Source organism: [Bacteroides] pectinophilus (genome assembly GCA_025146925.1).
Classification (GTDB): domain Bacteria; phylum Bacillota; class Clostridia; order Lachnospirales; family Lachnospiraceae; genus Bacteroides_F; species Bacteroides_F pectinophilus.
This window is the reverse complement of record CP102260.1, coordinates 2,827,243-2,846,745: the sequence shown is the minus strand read 5'-3', so window position 1 is coordinate 2,846,745 and position 19,503 is coordinate 2,827,243. Positions and strand designations below refer to the sequence as shown.

Annotated in this window: 18 protein-coding genes and 1 pseudogene; 14 read left to right on the top strand and 5 right to left on the bottom strand. The window is 43.8% G+C overall.

Annotated elements, in window-relative coordinates:
* Nucleotides 1–162: 162 nt before the first annotated feature.
* A complete protein-coding gene (locus NQ488_13545) occupies nt 163–1,107 on the bottom strand; it encodes a hypothetical protein (GenBank protein UWN95547.1) in 945 nt (314 codons plus the stop codon).
* A 537-nt stretch (nt 1,108–1,644) separates the two neighbouring features.
* On the opposite strand from NQ488_13545, the gene glpK reads away from it, so the two are divergent.
* The 9 genes and pseudogenes from glpK to NQ488_13500 all read left to right on the top strand — a co-directional run bounded on the left by glpK (nt 1,645) and on the right by NQ488_13500 (nt 10,622).
* Complete coding sequence (glpK, locus tag NQ488_13540; GenBank protein ID UWN97173.1) at nt 1,645–3,138, top strand: glycerol kinase GlpK; 1,494 nt, start codon at nt 1,645–1,647, stop codon at nt 3,136–3,138.
* A 416-nt stretch (nt 3,139–3,554) separates the two neighbouring features.
* The gene (locus tag NQ488_13535) at nt 3,555–3,719 is read left to right on the top strand and encodes a hypothetical protein (GenBank protein ID UWN95546.1); all 165 of its coding nucleotides are present in this window, start codon (nt 3,555–3,557) and stop codon (nt 3,717–3,719) included.
* A 65-nt stretch (nt 3,720–3,784) separates the two neighbouring features.
* Nucleotides 3,785–4,399: a hypothetical protein gene (locus NQ488_13530; GenBank protein UWN95545.1), complete on the top strand. Its 615-nt coding sequence runs from the start codon at nt 3,785–3,787 to the stop codon at nt 4,397–4,399.
* Nucleotides 4,383–4,937 (top strand): DUF2207 domain-containing protein, encoded by a 555-nt coding sequence (locus NQ488_13525; protein ID UWN95544.1) that lies wholly within the window; start codon nt 4,383–4,385, stop codon nt 4,935–4,937. The genes NQ488_13530 and NQ488_13525 overlap by 17 nt, the downstream gene beginning before the upstream one ends.
* Before the next feature lie 4 nt (nt 4,938–4,941).
* Nucleotides 4,942–5,526, top strand: coding sequence for a LemA family protein (locus NQ488_13520; protein ID UWN95543.1), 585 nt, complete (start codon nt 4,942–4,944; stop codon nt 5,524–5,526).
* A 31-nt stretch (nt 5,527–5,557) separates the two neighbouring features.
* Nucleotides 5,558–6,040, top strand: a pseudogene (locus tag NQ488_13515) (GNAT family N-acetyltransferase).
* Nucleotides 6,041–7,771: 1,731 nt separating this feature from the next.
* On the top strand, nt 7,772–8,593 hold the full coding sequence (locus tag NQ488_13510) for a pectinesterase family protein (GenBank protein ID UWN97172.1): 822 nt from the start codon (nt 7,772–7,774) through the stop codon (nt 8,591–8,593).
* 18 nt (nt 8,594–8,611) lie between these two features.
* The gene (locus NQ488_13505) at nt 8,612–9,124 is read left to right on the top strand and encodes a metallophosphoesterase (GenBank protein ID UWN95542.1); all 513 of its coding nucleotides are present in this window, start codon (nt 8,612–8,614) and stop codon (nt 9,122–9,124) included.
* A 181-nt stretch (nt 9,125–9,305) separates the two neighbouring features.
* On the top strand, nt 9,306–10,622 hold the full coding sequence (locus NQ488_13500; protein UWN97171.1) for a citrate/2-methylcitrate synthase: 1,317 nt from the start codon (nt 9,306–9,308) through the stop codon (nt 10,620–10,622).
* 31 nt (nt 10,623–10,653) lie between these two features.
* On the opposite strand, the gene NQ488_13495 is transcribed toward NQ488_13500, so the two are convergent.
* Nucleotides 10,654–12,045 carry an MATE family efflux transporter gene (locus NQ488_13495; GenBank protein ID UWN95541.1) on the bottom strand — a complete coding sequence of 464 codons (1,392 nt, stop codon included), beginning with the start codon at nt 12,043–12,045 and terminating at the stop codon, nt 10,654–10,656.
* A gap of 200 nt (nt 12,046–12,245) precedes the next feature.
* Here NQ488_13495 and NQ488_13490 point away from each other — a divergent pair, with 200 nt between their 5' ends.
* From NQ488_13490 to NQ488_13470, 5 genes are all read left to right on the top strand, one after another.
* A complete protein-coding gene (locus tag NQ488_13490) occupies nt 12,246–13,082 on the top strand; it encodes an AraC family transcriptional regulator (protein ID UWN95540.1) in 837 nt (278 codons plus the stop codon).
* A 144-nt stretch (nt 13,083–13,226) separates the two neighbouring features.
* Nucleotides 13,227–14,096 (top strand): 4-(cytidine 5'-diphospho)-2-C-methyl-D-erythritol kinase, encoded by an 870-nt coding sequence (ispE, locus tag NQ488_13485; protein ID UWN95539.1) that lies wholly within the window; start codon nt 13,227–13,229, stop codon nt 14,094–14,096.
* A 26-nt stretch (nt 14,097–14,122) separates the two neighbouring features.
* Nucleotides 14,123–14,791 (top strand): GntR family transcriptional regulator, encoded by a 669-nt coding sequence (locus tag NQ488_13480; GenBank protein ID UWN95538.1) that lies wholly within the window; start codon nt 14,123–14,125, stop codon nt 14,789–14,791.
* A gap of 74 nt (nt 14,792–14,865) precedes the next feature.
* Nucleotides 14,866–15,537, top strand: a complete 672-nt coding sequence (gene spoIIR / locus NQ488_13475; protein UWN95537.1) for a stage II sporulation protein R — start codon at nt 14,866–14,868, stop codon at nt 15,535–15,537.
* 21 nt (nt 15,538–15,558) lie between these two features.
* Entirely contained in the window at nt 15,559–15,990 is a 432-nt protein-coding gene (locus tag NQ488_13470) for a DUF1934 domain-containing protein (protein ID UWN95536.1), read from the top strand.
* A gap of 68 nt (nt 15,991–16,058) precedes the next feature.
* Here NQ488_13470 and aguB read toward each other — a convergent pair whose 3' ends face one another.
* The 3 genes from aguB to glmM are packed head-to-tail and all read right to left on the bottom strand — an operon-like array spanning nt 16,059 to nt 19,431.
* Nucleotides 16,059–16,940, bottom strand: coding sequence for an N-carbamoylputrescine amidase (gene aguB / locus NQ488_13465; protein ID UWN95535.1), 882 nt, complete (start codon nt 16,938–16,940; stop codon nt 16,059–16,061).
* Nucleotides 16,937–18,079: an agmatine deiminase gene (gene aguA, locus NQ488_13460; GenBank protein ID UWN95534.1), complete on the bottom strand. Its 1,143-nt coding sequence runs from the start codon at nt 18,077–18,079 to the stop codon at nt 16,937–16,939. The genes aguB and aguA overlap by 4 nt, the downstream gene beginning before the upstream one ends.
* Nucleotides 18,079–19,431: a phosphoglucosamine mutase gene (gene glmM, locus NQ488_13455; GenBank protein UWN95533.1), complete on the bottom strand. Its 1,353-nt coding sequence runs from the start codon at nt 19,429–19,431 to the stop codon at nt 18,079–18,081. Before glmM ends, aguA begins: the two co-directional genes overlap by 1 nt.
* Between the last annotated feature and the right edge of the window lie 72 nt (nt 19,432–19,503).

The window sequence follows — 19,503 nt, the reverse complement described above, 5'->3', positions numbered from 1 at the left end:
CACAAGGCAGGCAGCCGCGCGGATAGTACCACTGACAACTGCTGACTTACAGGCTTGTGTATACTGTGCTTTAGTTAGAAGTTCTTATTATTTGAAGAACCGCTCTGTCCTGTCTCATCACGATGGTCTTCGTATATGCATACCTTTCTTATAATCATTCAATTAATTAATCTTGCAGTCTAATACTCTGTATCTGGATACAGAACCATCAGAAGTTCTCTCAGATGAAAGATAGACATGACAGTTGAGGATAACACCTGTAACTTCTTCACCTACTATGTCAGCTTCAAGATCGGCAGGAATACCATCGAAGGTCTTAGCTGATCTTCCTTCAAGAGCAGGAGAAGATAATACTATAGAATTAATTGTCTTAAATTCAGGACCATCACCCTTAAACCAGTCTGAAAGAACTTCCTTGTATTCAATAGTACATGTAGCAAGAGAATAAGGAATACGATTAAAGAAAGCATATCTCATTCTATTAACCTGTTCATCAAGAGTAAACACCCCTTCATAAGCATTACCAACACCATGATCTATACCAAAAAGGAGACCTGTAAGATAAGCATTATAACGCTTAACAGCAATGTACTGGTCATCAGGATACTGGTCATCAGGATATCCTGCACCTGTATCAATATAATCACACCAAGCATGGAACTGATCGATAATATCAGACTTAATCTTCTCAGGATCAGCATCGATAGAAGCATAATTCTCGGCAGCCTGAGATACAACCTCAACATTCTTATTATCTTCCTGAGTTACGGCAGCAGAAGATGGTTCTGTGGCAGGGACCGGCTCCTGTGATGGGGCAGAAGCGGAGGATGGTTCTGCGGAGGCTGGCTCTGTGCCGGATGAAGTGGACGCAGTGGATGCGGATGGTTCTGCAGCAGGCGTAGAAGACTGCGATGAAGCTGCGGATACTGCGGAATCTGATTCCTGAGTATTCAGAACTGCCGCAGATTGGGCGGATATGGGCTGCGCCTCATTGCCGCAGGCCCCAAGGGACAGTGCTGATAATGAGAGGCATGTTACTGTCATGAGGGACAGTGCAGCTGATGTGTGAGATTTTATCTTATCAAATAAGGTATTTGTCATTTTCATATTTATATTATTCTCCATTCCTGCCCGTTTTCAGGGCATTCTAAGTTTGTGCACAGGCACATATTTATCTTTGCCATTGTAACCACGCCGTCCTTTATCTCGATTACACCTGAATTAGATGCGCCACCGAGGCTGCCCACCTGATGTCTGGTGTCATATCCGAGTTCTTCGAGTTTGGCTCTGTAATCTTCTACAGAGATTGTGTCACCAACATTAGGAAGTATAATTCCTATATAATGTTGAAGGGGGAACGGAAGTGCTGCTGTATGATTTTAGAATGATAGGTAACAATTTACTTGCTTATCGTAAGAAGCTCGGAATGACACAGGGAGGAGTGGCTGAATAACAGCTCACCAAAGACGAGGGCAACAGCATTACAGTTACTGAATGTCTATCTTAGTTCCCTGACCTAGGGTATAGTTGTTAATTAAATATGTAAGATATATTGATGGAAACCTGTTGTGATATTGTTTACAATGGGTATTTTTTGTATAATGGGATTGATTAGCGCAGGGAATGGAGATTAGTATGAGTAATATGAATAAATATATAATGTCACTTGATCAGGGAACGACAAGCTCCAGATGCATTCTGTTTGATAAGCAGGGGCGGATATGCAGTATGGCACAGAAGGAGTTCGCACAGATATACCCTGAGCCGGGCTGGGTTGAGCATGACCCGATGGAGATATGGGCATCGCAGATGTCGGTTGTTACTGAGGCTGTCAGCAGAATCGGTGCTTCTGCGGATGATATTGCGGCGCTGGGGATTACTAACCAGCGTGAGACGACGGTTGTGTGGGACAGGCGTACCGGCAGGCCCATTTACAATGCGATTGTATGGCAGTGCAGGAGAACGGCGGACTATATTAACAGGCTGAAGTGTGACGGCATGGAAGATTATGTGAGAAAGACTACAGGGCTTGTGCCGGACGCGTATTTTTCGGCGTCGAAGCTGGCGTGGATTCTTGATAATGTGGAAGGTGCGAGAAAAGATGCGGCGGCCGGGAATCTTCTGTTCGGAACTGTGGACACATGGCTTATCTGGAATCTTACAAAGGGCGAGGTGCATGTGACGGACTATACCAATGCATCAAGAACTATGATGTTTGATATACATAATCTGTGCTGGGACAAGAAGATTATTGAGTATTTTGACATTCCTGAGGTGATGCTTCCGCAGGTTAAGCCTTCGGGATGTGTATACGGATATACCGAAAACAGCCTGTTTGGCGGCTGCATACCGATTGCGGGTGCGGCGGGAGACCAGCAGGCGGCACTGTTCGGACAGTGCTGCTTTGATGCGGGCGAGGTTAAGAATACATATGGAACTGGCTGCTTTCTGCTGATGAATACAGGAGATAAGGCGGTTGAATCAAAGAACGGACTGCTGACAACGATTGCTGCCGGAACGGATAATGATGTGCAGTATGCGCTGGAGGGAAGTATTTTTGTGGCAGGCGCAGGAATACAGTGGCTTCGTGATGAGATGAATATTCTTGAGACTTCGGCGCAGTCGGAGGAATATGCAAGGTCGGTTGAGGATACGGCGGGAGTGTATGTTGTGCCGGCATTTACGGGACTTGGCGCACCGTATTGGAATCCGTATGCAAGGGGAACGGTCGTAGGAATTACGAGAGGCTGCACGAAGGCGCATTTTGTCAGGGCAGTGCTTGAGTCGATGGCTTATCAGACATATGATATTCTTAAGATTATGGAAAATGAATCCGGTGTTGATATTCCGAAGCTCAAAGTTGACGGCGGGGCATCGAAGAATGATTTCCTGATGCAGTTCCAGTCGGATATCCTGAATGTGGATGTGTTAAGACCGGAGTGTGTTGAGACAACGGCACTCGGCGCGGCGTATCTTGCGGGAATTGCGGTTGGATACTGGAAGGATAAGGATGATATCCGTAAGAACTGGGCGATATCCAATACATTTCATCCGGATCTGGCAGATGCGGGGAGGCAGGAGCTTCTGTCAGGCTGGGAACGTGCAGTAAGGTGTGCACTGGCGTGGGCTGAGGCGTGATGAGTAAAAAAGTCTGAAATTCCGAAAAGTTTGTTAATCTGTCAAGAATATACATAAATATTTTCGTGTATATTGGCTATTGTTTCGTATGGTACCATGTGATAATATTTTCTTACTTTAAAGAGAGTCCGGAGCCTCTTTTGATAATGCAGAATGTTTGATGATTATTGAAAGGGATATTGAATGAGGGATGATATTAAGGTTCAGGAAGTGCATACACAGTATAGTATTAAGAACCTGCATGGCAGATCTGTGAGGCTTGATATATTTGCAACAGACTCTTCCGACAGAAAATATAATTTTGAGATTCAGAGGTCGGATAAGGGTGCAGGTGTAAAGAGGGCAAGATATAACAGCAGTATAATTGATGCTAATATTCTGGATGCTTTAAGGAAGATGAGGAAGGAGTGGCAGCGATGTGCAGAGCAGTTGAGGAATTGTGCGATGAAGCAAGGAATGAAGAGAAGCTTGAGAATGCGGCTAAGCTTCTCAGACAGGGTAAGCTGACGCGTGAGGAGATATCTGAAGTCTTAGGTATAGATACAGAGACTGTGGATAAGATAGCAGAATCGCTTGGCTGAATAATTTTGGGAGATTGCTAATCGGCATGGCACAGCTAATAATCGGTATATGGGAGGAAGTTCGGTTGTTTCATATAAAAAAGAAGAAGGTGTTTAAAAGTCGGCAGCTTAACAGGCTGACAATGGCAGAACATCTGGTATGGCTGATTCCGATAGGCTTTATGCTGCGTGACATTATAATAACATGGGATCAGGTGGAGGAAGTTCTGGCGGATAACCCCACACCGGCAATTATTGCGGTAATGATAGGCATGCAGGCGCTTGTGGGGCTTATACTCGGATTGTTCTGGGTGATGCTTTTTAAGGTGATTATTCATACTGCGAGGAGGCAGCTACTTAAGAGGAGCACATTTATCACGGTAAATGACATAGATTATTACAGGGATAAGCTTGACGGACTTGCACCGGGAACAATAAGCCTGCTTGCAGACCTTAAGATTGAAAAGCGCAAGGATATTGCGGCGTGTATTTTAAAGTATGAGAATCTTGGCATTATCAAGACGGATGAATATGGCAGGTATGTATTGGATGCCGATGGGGATTGGCAGATGAATCCGGTATTACGCAATAGTGACAGATATCTGGTGAAGGCACTTGCCGAACGTGGGTGTGATGCGGTTGATGAAGCGGCATGGCAGCGCATGGCGGTACAGGAGGCTATAGATGACGGATATATATGACGGTCTGTTTGCTAAGAGGAGTAAAGTGAAAGAAACAGCAGGAAAGGCGGCAGGATGCTTTGCAGGATGCCTTGTCCCAATAATAATCATTGTCGGGATGGCATTTCTTATTAATGCGATTACACCGCAGCTGGACGAACTTGAGCAGATACTTGATGCGCTGCCCGATACGGCAACTTTTCGTGAACAGGTAGAGTATCTGAGCATGTATCCGCAGTATTATCCGGTTATGGCGGAGCTGATATTGGCGGCTATTGTGATGCTTGCAGCTTTCTTTATGCCGGGAATAATGGTGGTCGGAGGTATCGTGTCGACAGCGACGAAGCAAAGATACCGAAGAACGCAGTCAGGTAATGAGATGGCGGAATATGTATATGGAATGAAGAATTTCATACATGATTACTCAAACCTGAGTGAGGCAGATAAGAGCCAGCTCGCATTGTGGGATGATTATCTTATATATGCGGTTGTGCTTGAGGAGAATGAGCAGATAGTTGCGGATATCAGGAAAATGCGTTTGCAGAATGGAGGAATATAAGAATATGGCAAATTCAATTATGATTGTCACAGGGGTTGTATTTGTAATAATAGCATTTATAGCAATAGCGGTTATAAGGTGCTATAACGGCATGGTTGTCCTCAGAAACCGTGTGGAGAATCAGGGGGCACAGATAGAGGTGCAGCTCAAGAGACGTGCGGATTTAATTCCTAATCTTATCGAGACAACCAAGGGATATGCTTCTTATGAGCAGCAGACACTTACACAGGTTACAGAGCTTAGAAGCAAAGTATTGTCTGCAGCATCACCGGCAGAGTCATATATGGCCGGAGAGGCACTCGGACATGAGGCCTCACGTATGCTCGCAATTGGTGAGAAGTATCCGGAGCTTAAGGCGAATTCAAATTTCCTTCAGTTGCAGAAGGAGCTTGCCGATACGGAGGATAAGATTGTAAAGGCACGCCAGTTTTACAATGATACTGTTACCAAATATAACACAGCAATAATGATGTTCCCGAGGTCAGCATTTGCAGGAATATTTGGATTTAAGAAAATGGAACTGCTTGAGGCAGCTGCTTCTGAGAGACAGGCAACCCGTATGAATGGTGATACATTTAAGATGAATTAAAATAATAAATAATTTTATATGGAGAGTGACAATGGAAAGCAATATTATTATCAGACAGTACAAAAAAGAAGATGTTAAGTCTATGGTTCCTATATGGAACCAGGTAGTTGAAGAAGGAGTGGCATTCCCACAGCTTGAGACATTAAGTACGGCAGGCGGAAGACGGTTTTTTGAGGGGCAGAGTTATTGTGGTGTCGCAGAGGATGAGACAGGAAGAATTGTCGGAATGTATATACTGCATCCCAATAATATAGGACGCTGTGGACATATAAGTAATGCCAGCTACGCAGTTGACAGGAATTGCAGGGGAAGACATGTCGGGGAACTTCTTGTGCGTGACTGCATAAGACAGGCAGGGGAGCTTGGCTTCAGAATACTTCAGTTCAATGCTGTTGTGGAATCAAATACGGCTGCTAACAATCTGTATGAGAAGCTTGGATTTACAAAAGCAGGGACTATTCCGGGCGGTTTCAGAATGGATGACGGCAGTTATGAAGATATATTTATCTACTATATAAAGACAGGCCGCGGAATGAAAGGGGATGGCCCGGAGCGTACAAGCAGCAGATCTTACAGTGGCATTTATTCTGAGAGCACGCAGGTTGAATGCAAAGATGCAGGCAATGTCCTGTCAGTGAAGAGTGTGCTTGACAAAGTACATAAGGTCAGGGGGAACATACGCGAGGACAGGGAATGTACATACTTACTGTTTGAACCGCGCAATGATGACTGCACAATATCGGCTGCGATAAGGCTTAAGTCTGTTGATGCAGGAACGGACAAGCAGGGTATAGCAATAGGGCAGTTTGATGCTGTTGAAGGAATGCCTGTGCATTGTGATGTACTTCATGGACAAAAGAATTGTGTGTTCCAGCATACCTTTTCAACAGCAAGCGGTATGGGAGCCAATGGTAATCCAAAGTCTGCTGCTATAGATAAGGACAGTTTTACAGGAACGACATACAGGATGATGTATTCCAAATGCAATAATATAGCGACTCTTCAGGTATGGGATGCTATGGGAAGAAAGCTAATTTTGGAGGATGATAATACATTTGACCTGACACAGACATATGAGACACTGCAAAGCGGACGGAGTGTGCGGTATGGAATTGCTCTTGCGGGAGTTGAAGCAGATATAGCGAGGCTTACGCTTAAGGATGCGTCAGGCAGTGTTATCTATAATCAGGATGACTACTATAAGCCGGACTGTGAACCTCCGGCTGTTACCAAGATAACAAAGGCAGGAGAATCATCCGACAGACGCCGCATAGAACTCGGCTGGGAGGCAGAGACATGTGATGGATACTGCGAGTATGATGTTGAAGTATCTTATAATAATGAAGCATATATTAATGTAGGAACTGCGGCGACAACAGCATTTGCATATACACCGGAAAACAGTGGTGATTATACATTCAGGGTATACGGAAGAATCGGCAATGAGGTTAATAAATCATCATATGCGCAGTCAGAGGCAGTACATTATATCAGACCTCTCGATGATGCGTCTCTTACTGCAATTGGAAGTGCGGACGGAATAGATATAAGCCTTAAGCTTACGGATGATGCATATGAGTGGAAAGTATTCCGCGCTGATACATGTAATGTGTGTGGTGACAATGATGTCCTTATGGGAACATTTACAGGGAAAGATGCAAAGAAAGATGCTGACGGAGAATCCGTTGTAAGCTTTACTGATAAGTCATGCGGATATGACCCGCTGTATTATTATGTAATATCATATTCAGAAGATAACTGCAGCAATCCGGGAGAACCACAGCAGGCACTGCGTATAAGCGATAGAGCGGAAGCTGTGTATGCAGTTAATGACAGGCAGGTTGAAATGGTAGTTGATGATAAGAGTAATGATACGCTTGGCGCACATTATTTCTATATAACAGGACACTATAACACTGACGGCAGATATAAAGTGCTTGTAAATGGCCGGGATGCGGCGGAGGCACTCGATGGATTCACACATGGAGAACGCGACTGCGAAGGCTGTATCGCATGTGGTGCAGGCGAGAGTATCAGGATAGAGGGATACCCTGCAAAAGGTTTTAATAAGATAGAAGTTATATTTGAATCCGTAACCGGAAGCAGGTCGAGAAAGGTATTCAATTTCCTGTGCATGCCGTACTATAACTGTGTAGTGGATGCTTCATACAAGGGAGCACAGGGCGCATTGGATGCATCAGGTATTCCGCAGTATTCCAGAATAAGCGATGCACTTGTACATGGAATGCCTGGTGATGGAGATGTCATATTTGTTAAGAATGGTGTCTACAGGGAGAGAGTTGTCGTTGAACGTGCGGATGTAAGTATTATCGGTGAAGATGCAAAAAAAACCAGAATTGAGTTCAATGCATGTGTTGCGGACGGAACAGCGGCGGGAATGCGTGACAGGAATGCGATGCTTGTTGAGTATACGGCAACAGGATTCTCAATGTGCAATATAAGTATAGAGAATACATATCCTTATGCAGACGGAACAGACCAGCAGGCAGATGCGCTGGCTATACTTGCAGATAATGTATCGGTTACCAATATTACTCTGCTCGGATATCAGGATACACTGTTTGTTGATGCAGCCGACAAGGATGATTTTTCACCGGATATTACCACACACCAGCATTTTAGCTACTGTCATATCGAAGGCAATGTTGACTTTATATATGGATGTGGTGCTGCAATATTCGATGACTGCGATATAATCGGAAGATACACACCATATAAGGCGGATGGATGCTTTACTGCACCGAGGACACATGCAGATGCGGAATATGGTTTTATATTCAGAAACTGCAGATTCTATGCTGATGACAGGATAGAAACGGGGGCGTACAGGCTTGCCCGTCCATGGGGCAGGGATGCTGCAGCATTTTTCATTAACTGTTATATGAGCGATGTTGTATGTGACAACGGATACAGTGACATGAGCGGCAATTCATATAAGAATGCGCGCTTTGCAGAGTATGGTTCTGTGGGAGAAGGCGTGGCAGTTAATAATGACAGGCCGCTTCTGCGCAGGTCGCAGGCGGAACATTGCATGGAGATTATATAATACAGAAATGGAATTGATATGAGAACATTCTTTATTGCGGATACGCATTTTGGAGATGCGGACATTATAAGATATGAGAACAGGCCTTTTGCGGATACCGATGATATGGAAGAGAAGCTTATTGCCGGATGGAATGAGACTGTAGGTGAAGATGACAATGTATTCGTGCTGGGTGATTTCTCGGCTTATAAAAGTGTCGGCAGGAATACAGAGCTTGCCTGCAGGCTTAACGGACACAAGAGCCTGATACTTGGCAACCATGATATTGTTACGGAGGATTTCTGGTATAGATGCGGTTTTGAGTTTGTCAGCAGATATCCAATAATATATGAAGGATTCTGGATTCTTTCGCACGAACCTGTGTATGTGTGCCGCAATATGCCTTATGCCAACATATTCGGACATGTGCATGGCAGTCAGCTGTACAAAGATTACAGTGAACAGTCATACTGTGTGAGCGTAGAACGCACGGATTACAGACCGGTTCCGTTTGATGAGATTGTTGAAAAAGTGACTAATAATCGAAAGTAAAAGAAATAAAAAGCTTAATTTATTAAGAAAATACTATTTAAATGTTGTCTTTTTTTCGACAATAGGTTAAAATAAGCACATTATTTTGAGGAAAGTAAAGGAGAGCATTACCGTGGACAACAGATCGATGATGGAAATAACACAACATGATGCGGAGTTTGGACAGCTTGTTGAGAGCTGTATGAAGTCAAGAGCCTTTGACGTGGAACTCTATACTAAGCATGATGTTAAAAGAGGATTGAGAGACAGCAACGGTAATGGCGTTGTTACAGGACTTACAGAGATTTCGGATGTTGTAGGAAGTAAGATTGTTGATGGTAAGAAGGTTCCTACAGATGGCAACCTTTATTATCAGGGCTACAATGTAAGCGAGCTGATTCAGGGAAGCAGGGACAGCTTCTACGGATTTGAAGAGGTGACATATCTTCTTCTGTTTGGTTCACTTCCAACTAAGTCACAGCTCAAGAGCTTTATCGGAATCCTTGCAGACCTTAGTGAACTCTCCGGTGACTTTATATGTGATGTAATTATGAAAGCACCGAGTGCCAACATTATGAATTCGATGATGAAGAGTATTCTTAATCTTTATTCATATGATGGCAATCCGGATGATATATCGGTATCCAATGTACTGCGTCAGTCACTCCAGATGATAGCGAAGACGCCGCTTATAGCAGCATATTCATATCAGGCATACGGACATTTCAGACTTGACCAGAACATGATTATCCGTAATCCGCGTAAGGATTATTCAACAGCACAGAATCTGCTGTATATGCTCAGAAGTGACGGAATATTCACAGATCTTGAGGCGAAGGTGCTTGATGTTGCACTTATCCTTCATGCAGAGCATGGCGGCGGTAATAACTCAACATTCACAACGCATGTTGTTACATCAAGTGGTACTGATACATATTCGGCAATAGTTGCAGGTATAGCTTCTCTTAAGGGACCACGTCACGGAGGCGCCAACCTTAAGGTTCAGAAGATGTTCCAGAATATCAAGGAGAATGTATCAGACTGGACTAATGTTGATGAGGTCAGGGCATACCTTACCAGGATACTTGATAAGGACGCGTTTGATAAGTCGGGTCTCGTATATGGTATGGGACATGCAGTCTATACAGATTCAGACCCGAGAGCCGTGATACTTAAGAGATATGCGAAGAGCCTCTCAGAGGAGAAGGGACTTCAGAAGGAGTTCGCACTGTACGAGCTTGTAGAGCAGACAGCAGGTGCTATCATTGCACAGAAGAGACATCTTGTAAAGCCGGTATGTGCCAATGTCGATTTTTACAGCGGCTTTGTGTATACAATGCTTGGGATTCCGGAAGAACTCTTCACGCCTATATTTGCAATAGCACGTACATCAGGATGGTGTGCACACCGTCTTGAAGAACTTGTAAACAAAGGCAAGATTATCCGTCCGGCGTATAAGTATGTCGGAACACACTGTGATTATGTTGAGATGGATGAAAGAACCGGCGAAGAACAGTAAATGTTATAAATATAAGAAAACAGGCTGCTTATTATGCAGCCTGTTTTTCACTATCACTTTCAATCTTAACCGTCGATTTTCTCCATATTCCCGTGAAGTAAAGAATGATAAGAATAACTGAAGATGTTGCGTTGCTGACAACAACGGCATACCATATGCTTGCAACTCCGAGATGAAGTATCGTCTCGCATATAAAAAGCACTAAGAAACGGAAGACCCATATACGTGAGGCATCAACGAGCATTGTTATCATCGTATGGCCGGAACCCTGGAAGAGACCGCTTGTCGCATTGTAGATACCGTTAGTCCAGCACCAGAATGCCATGAGGCTTAAGAAGTCTGTTGCAAGATTAGATACGGCACCATCTTTGGTGAATATATTTACGAGTGCCTGTGATACCGGTCTTCTTGAAAATATCATTCCTCCGACAAAAAGGAAGATAATTGCCATTGCCATAGCAATCTTGTAACCTTTGTTGGCACGGTCAACCTGTTTCGCACCCATATTCTGTCCGACGATTGTTGATACGGCTGAACCTATTCCGTTAGACGGCATGGTGATTATGCTGTTAATCTTGTTGCCGATTCCGTAGGCAGCGGTTGCGATTGAACCGTATTTTAAAACATTTTTGGTCATAAGAAGGAAACCGAACTGCATGGTACTTCCGCCTATTGCGGTAGGAAGGCCGACTTTAATGATTGACAGTATCTTTGAGGATTCAAAATGGAATCCCCTTAATGAAAGCCGGATACCCTGTTTTGTTTTAAACAGTGAGTACAGACAGATGAGTGCAGGCGGCACCTTCGCCAGAAGAGTCGCAAGTGCGGCACCGAGAATTCCCATGTCAAATACAATCATAAGAAGAGGATCGAGTACAAAGTTAATACATATTCCCAGAAGATTCATGAGCATTGGCTTCAGCGTATCTCCCTGAGCCTGACGTATGGCATTGTACATATTAATTGTAAAAAGAAACGGCATATCAATAACAACAACTTTGAGGTAAGTTATGCCAAAATTAAGTACGTCACCATCAGCACCGAGCCATCTGACAATACCGGGTGTGGCAATAATGCATATTGATGCGCATACAAATGCAAATATCATTGAGCATATATACAGATGATTAGCCATTATTCCTGCCTGACGTTTTTCACCGGCCCCTATATACTGCGATATGAGGATTGCACCGGCAGTTGTAATGCCCTGTCCGAAATTGATGATAATATTCTGAACCGGGGAAACGAGTGTTATTGCAGCCATTGGATTAGTACCAATCTGTCCCAGCCAGTATGTATCTGTCAGGTTGTACATGGACTGAATAAAGCTGTTTATCATAATTGGAATGGCAAGTACAATTATGGCCTGAAAGAGGTTACCCTCAAGAATCATATTGCGTTTTTCTGCTGATAGTTTCTTCATAATTAATCTCCGTTCCTGCCCCTTTAGGGACGCTTCCTGCACATAAGAAAATAAATATTTTCAAAATCTTTATATATTCTATAGATATATCTCTTTTTATATGATATATTAAAAAAACAGTAGTAACAAGCGAAAAATGGTTTGAAAAACGAATAATTACAGATTAATTATATTATATATAATAAAATTGGAGAATTTTTATGAATGGTACAATGTCAGAATATTTTAATATTAATAAACTTATACGAGAAGCAGCATTCAGGATGGATGAAACCCATTCACATGATTGTTATGAGCTGGTTTACCTGTTTTCAGGAGAATGCAATATTCTTGTAAGCCACACTATATACAGGATGGTGCCGGGTACTCTGGTAATTATTCCGCCGGGGGAGATACATAAGACATCATATGGCAGCAACGATAAGGTGAGACAGCAGAGGACGGCATTAAGGTTTTCAATAAAAGATACGGACTGGCTGTGTTCTGCACTTGGAAAGGATTTTGTAAAAGATAATCTTACAGCCGGTATAATTGAAGTGCCGGATAAGAGGAAAGAATATATAGAGAATCTTATAACAAGAATGATATATGAGAATCAGATGCCTGATGAACTTTCGATGGGGATGGTAAAGACTCTTTTTCAGGAATTTATGATTTTTGTGCTGCGCTGCAAATTATACGGGGATACGTCGGCACATGAGATTGATGCGCAGAACAGCACAATTCAGGATGTGGCAACGTATGTCTACAATAACTATGATAAGCAGATATATCTGGATGATGTGGCAAAACAATTCAGCATAAGCAGGTCTTATTTGTCGAAAAAATTCAAGCAGACAACAGGGTTCGGATTCAAGGAGTATCTGCTCAATGTAAGAATTAAGGAGGCATGCAGGCTGCTTCTGGAGACTAATCATTCCATAACTGACATTGCATTTGCATGCGGCTTCAATGACAGTAATTATTTTGGAGACGCATTCAGAAGAATAAAGGGAATATCACCGAATAAGTACAGGCATAATAGAGATGTAGTATAGACATAGGCAGACATAGCGTATAGACATAGTGTGAAAAATCACCTTGAAAATGCGAGGCTATTTTTATATAATTATGTGTATACATCATATAAAGTTATATTAATACTGCGGGAATTCAGTATTTTACGCGGGAATGGAGAAGGTATGGACAGCATACGGCTTAAGGCACGCGCCAAGATTAATCTTGGACTGGACGTTACAGGGATTCGTGAAGACGGTTACCATGAAGTTAAGATGGTTATGCAGACGGTTGGGCTGTATGACAGGATAATAATTGAAAAGACTAAGGAACCGGGAATAGTCATAACATCCAATCTTTCGTATATTCCTCTTAATGAGAATAATTTAATGTACAAAGCAGCAGATATGCTGATGCGTGAATTTGATATTGATGAAGGCGTTCATATGGATCTCAGGAAGTTCATTCCGGTAGCAGCCGGAATGGCGGGAGGAAGTTCCGATGCAGCAGCTGTCTTCTATGGAATGAACCGTATGTTTGGACTGGGACTTGATATTGAACAGCTTAAGGAACGCGCGGTTAAGGTTGGTGCGGATGTTCCGTATTGCCTTATTCGCGGAACGATGCTTGCAACAGGTATAGGTGAGAAGCTTGATAGACTGCCGCCTATGCCGCAGTGTGCAATAGTTGTTGCCAAGCCTCCCGTTAATGTATCAACCAGGATGGTATATGAGAAGCTTGATATGAGCAGTGATATAAGACATCCGGACATAGATGCAGTGATAAGAGGACTTGAGAACGGTAATCTTGTACAGATAGCAGAGAGCATGGGCAATGTACTTGAAGATGTTACGATTCCGATGCATCCTGTTATAGATACCATTAAGCGTGATATGAAGAGGTTCGGCGCAATTAATGCGATGATGAGCGGAAGCGGTCCCACAGTGTTTGGAATATTTGATGATAAGCAGCAGGCACAGATATGTCTTAACCACATGCGGGAGCAGGGAAGTGCAAGGCAGGCATATATTACGGACGTATATAATGTAAGATAAATATAAGAGGTTAAGGGAGGAACAGTATGAAGGATGACATGACAATGGCAATTAATGATTATCTGCCTTTGAGAGATGTTGTATTTAATACGCTTCGTCAGGCGATACTTAAGGGAGAACTTGAGCCGGGCGAGAGGCTTATGGAGATACAGCTTGCCCAGAAGCTTGGGGTAAGCCGCACGCCTATAAGGGAAGCTATAAGAAAGCTTGAACTTGAGGGACTTGTTGTCATGATTCCGCGTAAGGGAGCTGAAGTGGCAAGGATAACAGAGAAGGACATGAAAGATGTTCTTGAGGTCAGGGGAACCCTTGAGGAACTTGCAGTCGCACTGGCATGCAGACATGTTACAGACGAAGCGGTTGATGAACTTAAGATGGCTAATAAGCTGTTTGAGGCAGCCGTGGTTGCCAAGGATGTTGTAAGGATAGTAGATGCCGATGTGGAATTTCATGATGTTATCTACAAGATGACAGATAACCAGAGGCTTATCCAGATAATAAATAACTTAAGTGAGCAGATGTACAGATATCGTCTTGAGTACGTTAAGGATGCAAGATCACATTCAATACTTATAAGCGAGCATGCCGACATCATTAACAGGATTGCCAGCAGGGATGAGGAAGGTGCCAAGGAGGTTATCAGCCAGCATATTGGCAATCAGGAACGTGGAATTATAAGAATGATGCGCGGATAAGAATTTTGTATATATACTGGCAGGATGGCAATAATCTCCATATGAACATGAATCATTCATATGGAGGTTATTTTATGAAAAATTATATCTTTAAGAATATTTACATAAAAAGTAAGAATATTACGCTTACAGCGGTTGTGCTGGCTGCTGTGTGTGTTATGTGCATTACGTCGGTAATGGCGGTACGCGCAGCCGGCAGAATACGCATGCAGGAACATATAGCCGGCGAACTTGTCAGATTCCATGTCCGCGCCAACAGCGATACGTGTGAGGATCAGACGCTTAAGCTTAAGGTGCGTGATGCGGTTATTGACTATCTTGCACCACTGCTTGCCGGCTCTGAATCCGTTGAGCAGTCGAAGCGGATAATTGCCGGCAATACCGGGAATATAATAACAGTGGCGCAGACGGTTGTTGCAGACAGCGGAATGAACTATAAGGTAAATGCTTACTTTACGACAGAACATTTCCCTACAAGGAATTATGGGGATATCACGCTGCCGGCCGGTATATATGATGCATATCGTATCGACATAGGAAGCGCCGGGGGACATAACTGGTGGTGTGTGCTGTATCCGCCGCTTTGCTTTGAAGATGAGACACATGCAGTGATGAGTGAGGATGCGGAAGAATATCTTAAAGATGAGCTTACTCCCAAGGAGTATGAGTTGATTACTAATGATAACGGCCGGAAAGTTACAGTCAGATTCAGGCTTCTTAAATTTCTTAACGGATATATGGAATAAAAACATTGATTGGGAGTAATAATGGCAGAGAAGGTTTTGATAAAGATACTCAGTGAAGCAAGAGCAGGTGAAGAGAAGGAGAATATGGAGATAGATTATACCGGACTCCTCAACCGGCGCAACGGTGTGATTTACATAAGGTATGACGAAGTGGCTGACACAGGCACAGGGCTTACGTCCAATATGATAAAGATATACCCGGATGATATAAAAGTAGAGATTAACAAAAAGGGCGCAATAACATCGCATATGAGCTTTGTAAGCGGTGAGAAGACGCATACATTCTATGAGACACCGTTTGGTGCAATGAATCTTGCAATATATGCGCGTCAGGTGGATATAGAAGAGACACAGGATACGATTCATGTATTCATGGATTATTCTATAGATGCGAATTACGAGACGGTATCGGATAATTCGATTGATATAACGGTCAGGAAAAAGCATATATAATTTTTGAAAAATATAAATAGCATGAAATTGGAGATCACACTTCAATTTCATGCTATTTTTAACTTGAATTACATATGCATAATGGCCCCGTACATCTCAGGACGTCTGTCCCGGAATACGCCCCAGCTAAGACGCATCTCGCGGATGGCATCAAGGTCAAATGTGTGGATAATTACGCCTTCTTTTGTGCGCATGTCAATTGATTCGACAACTCCGCCTGTCTCGTCTGTGATAAATGATGATCCGTAGAATCTGAGAGAGGAAGATTGTCCGCCGTTGGCCTCACTTGGTTTGACGGTCTCGGTACCGATACGGTTAGCAGCAATAAGCGGCATAATATTGGCTGCGGAGCTTCCCTGCATTACTCTTCTCCAATGCGGCATGCTGTCACAATCGAGTATCGGTTCTGAACCTATTGCCGTAGGGTAGAATAGAAGCTCTGCACCATCAAGCGCCATGCATCTTGCACTCTCCGGGAACCACTGGTCCCAGCAGATTCCTACACCTATTCTGGCATAGGCAGTGTCCCAGACTTTGAAGCCTGTGTCACCGGGCGAAAAGTAGAATTTTTCCTGATAGTAATGGTCATCTGGAATGTGTGTCTTGCGGTAAACACCGAGAATGCTGCCATCAGCGTCTATTATGGCAATGGAGTTAAATGCAGTGTTGCCGGCTTTTTCATAAAAACTTACCGGGAGAACTACGCGGAGTTCTTCTGCAACTTTCTTAAAGTGCGCAACTGCCGGATTCTCATCAGGTGTTGTGGCCAGACTATAGTAATCGTAATTGCGTTCCTGACAGAAATACAGGTTCTCGAAAAGTTCGGGAAGCAGTATTATCTGTGCACCGCCAGCTGCTGCCTCGCGCACAAGGCTGTCAGCTTTCTCAATGTTGGCTGCGGTATCTTTTGAACAGCGCATCTGAACAGCGCCTACGCATACATTTCTCATTGTGTACCTCCTGTATGGCAAAAAAACGGTATCTGCTGCGTGAGACAGTGGATGTTGCCTCCACCTGTAAGAATCTCACGTGTATATATCTGGATTACCCTGCGCGAAGGAAAAAGCGATTCGAGAATCTCTTTGGCTTTGGCATCATAAATGTGATTAACATCATCAGGATTATCAGGCTTACCGAATCCGGGCATTATAATCGCATTATTGGATATGTAAAAATTAACATATGATGCGGCAAGACGTTCACCGGCAGTCCTTACAGGTTCAAAGCCGCAGCTGTCAAGTCCTTCGCATTCCTCCGGCGTTATATACACCGGAGACGGCATCGGCAGCTTGTGAACGGTTATCGCACGTCCTTTGGCATCAGTCTCATTCTCGAGGTAATCGAGACATTGCATTGACATGTCATACTGGACATCATCCCTGTCGGAGGTCATTCCGAGTACAACGTGTCCCGGCTGTGTAAATGCACATATATTGTCTACATGTTCGTTAGTCTCATCGTTAAATACACCACATGGCAGCCACAGTACCTTGCTTACATTGAGATAATCTTTGAGCCTCTGTTCAATCTCAGATCTGGTAAGGGAAGGATTGCGTCCCTTGCTTAGCAGGCATGATGCGGTTACCATTGCGGTTCCTTCACCGTCAACATGAATGGATCCTCCCTCAAGAACAAAATCGCCTGCATTATATGCATCAGCATCAAGCATATCGCAGAGCTTGTATGCCATGGCATTGTCCTTATCCCACGGGAAATACAGTCCGTCAACAAGCCCGCCCCATGCATTGAAGCACCAGCTTATGCCTCTCAGTGTGCGGGCATCGTCAACAACAAAGGTAGGGGCACAGTCACGCGCCCATGCATCATTATTCGACATCTCAATAACTCTTATATTGTCAGGGAGTGCAAGCCTTGCATTCTCATATTGTGAATAGCCGGCGCATACGATTACCTTTTCTGATTCAGCTATCGCAGATGCAATCTTAACAAACACTTTCCTTGCTTCGTAGCCGCCGAAGCTCCATGAATCGGTACGCTCGGGCCATATCATAATGCAGCCGTAGTGCCTGTCATATTCGGCAGGCATATAGAAACCGTCATTAACAGGTCTTGATTCGAGTATTTTCATCAGATGGCATATCCTTTTGCTTTAATAACTTCGATTACACTGTCTACGCATTCCTGACATATATCATGTGTTCCTGCTTCAACCATTACACGTACAAGAGGCTCAGTACCGCTCTCGCGTACAAGAATACGTCCGTCGTCGCCAAGCTTTGCCGCAACCTTTGCAACAGCTGCCTGGACATCAGGATCATTCTGTGCAGCAGCCTTGTCAATCACCTTAATGTTCTTAAGAACCTGCGGATAGATTGTAACAGGGCTTGCAAGCTGATGAAGGGTCTTCTTTTTGGCGAGCATGACTTCCATCATCTTGAGGGATGTCAGAATGCCGTCACCGGTTGTTGCGTATTTGCTGAATATAATATGTCCTGACTGTTCGCCGCCGATGCGGTAACCATTCTTGGACATATTCTCATATACATACTTATCGCCTACCTTGGTCTTCTCATATTCGATGCCTACTGCATCAAGAGCCTTATACAGACCGAAATTAGACATTACTGTTGTGACAATCTTATTGGAAATGAGCTTGCCGCGCTCTTTCATGTAGCATCCGTAAATGTAGAGGATGAGGTCACCATTTATTACTTCACCTGTCTCATCGACACACAGACAGCGGTCTGCATCGCCATCATATGCAAAACCTACATCGAGATGCTCTCTCTTCACAAGCTCCTGAAGGCTCTCAATATGTGTGGAACCGCAGTCTGTATTAATGTTGGTTCCGTCAGGCTCTGCATGGATGACATAAGTCTTGGCACCGAGTGCATCAAATACACCCTTTGCTATAGACCATGCACTTCCGTTGGCAAGGTCAAGACCTACGCGCATACCTTTGAAAGAATATGTTGCAAGTGACATAAGGTATCCCATGTAGCGGTTACGTCCTGCTGCATAGTCGATAGTGCAGCCAATGCGTTCGTGGGTTGCAAGAGGTACTTCAGCATGGTCTCCGTCAAGATACTTCTCAATCTCAGAGATTACATCTTCACCCATCTTCTCACCCTTATCGTTGATAAGCTTGATGCCGTTATCGTAAAATGGATTGTGGCTTGCAGAAATCATAATACCGCAGTCAAAATCCTCAGTTCTTGTCACATACGAAACGCTTGGTGTTGTAGTTACATGAAGGAGGTAAGCGTCGGCACCCGATGCAGTAAGACCTGATACGAGAGAGTACTCAAACATGTAGCTGCTGCGTCTTGTGTCCTTGCCTATGATTATCTTAGCTTTGCCATCCTCATGATTCTGACCGTAATACCAGCCTAAGAAGCGTCCAATCCTGAATGCATGCTCAACTGTAAGTGTTACATTGGCTTCACCACGGAAACCGTCTGTACCGAAATATTTGCCCATTATAATCTCCATTCTGCGGACGCTGAGCGCCGCTTAATATTTAATCCAATAATATGATGTCAGAATACAGGA

Excerpts from the sequence above, each read along its gene's own strand:
- aguB (UWN95535.1), bottom strand. The coding sequence starts at position 16,940 with ATGAGAAATGTATGCGTAGGCGCTGTTCAGATGCGCTGTTCAAAAGAT.
- spoIIR (UWN95537.1), top strand. The coding sequence starts at position 14,866 with ATGAAAAATTATATCTTTAAGAATATTTACATAAAAAGTAAGAATATT.
- NQ488_13490 (UWN95540.1), top strand. The coding sequence starts at position 12,246 with ATGAATGGTACAATGTCAGAATATTTTAATATTAATAAACTTATACGA.
- NQ488_13505 (UWN95542.1), top strand. The coding sequence starts at position 8,612 with ATGAGAACATTCTTTATTGCGGATACGCATTTTGGAGATGCGGACATT.
- glpK (UWN97173.1), top strand. The coding sequence starts at position 1,645 with ATGAATAAATATATAATGTCACTTGATCAGGGAACGACAAGCTCCAGA.
- NQ488_13495 (UWN95541.1), bottom strand. The coding sequence starts at position 12,045 with ATGAAGAAACTATCAGCAGAAAAACGCAATATGATTCTTGAGGGTAAC.
- aguA (UWN95534.1), bottom strand. The coding sequence starts at position 18,079 with ATGAAAATACTCGAATCAAGACCTGTTAATGACGGTTTCTATATGCCT.
- NQ488_13525 (UWN95544.1), top strand. The coding sequence starts at position 4,383 with ATGACGGATATATATGACGGTCTGTTTGCTAAGAGGAGTAAAGTGAAA.
- ispE (UWN95539.1), top strand. The coding sequence starts at position 13,227 with ATGGACAGCATACGGCTTAAGGCACGCGCCAAGATTAATCTTGGACTG.
- NQ488_13510 (UWN97172.1), top strand. The coding sequence starts at position 7,772 with ATGCCTGGTGATGGAGATGTCATATTTGTTAAGAATGGTGTCTACAGG.
- NQ488_13500 (UWN97171.1), top strand. The coding sequence starts at position 9,306 with ATGAAGTCAAGAGCCTTTGACGTGGAACTCTATACTAAGCATGATGTT.
- NQ488_13520 (UWN95543.1), top strand. The coding sequence starts at position 4,942 with ATGGCAAATTCAATTATGATTGTCACAGGGGTTGTATTTGTAATAATA.
- NQ488_13545 (UWN95547.1), bottom strand. The coding sequence starts at position 1,107 with ATGAAAATGACAAATACCTTATTTGATAAGATAAAATCTCACACATCA.
- glmM (UWN95533.1), bottom strand. The coding sequence starts at position 19,431 with ATGGGCAAATATTTCGGTACAGACGGTTTCCGTGGTGAAGCCAATGTA.
- NQ488_13480 (UWN95538.1), top strand. The coding sequence starts at position 14,123 with ATGAAGGATGACATGACAATGGCAATTAATGATTATCTGCCTTTGAGA.
- NQ488_13535 (UWN95546.1), top strand. The coding sequence starts at position 3,555 with ATGTGCAGAGCAGTTGAGGAATTGTGCGATGAAGCAAGGAATGAAGAG.
- NQ488_13470 (UWN95536.1), top strand. The coding sequence starts at position 15,559 with ATGGCAGAGAAGGTTTTGATAAAGATACTCAGTGAAGCAAGAGCAGGT.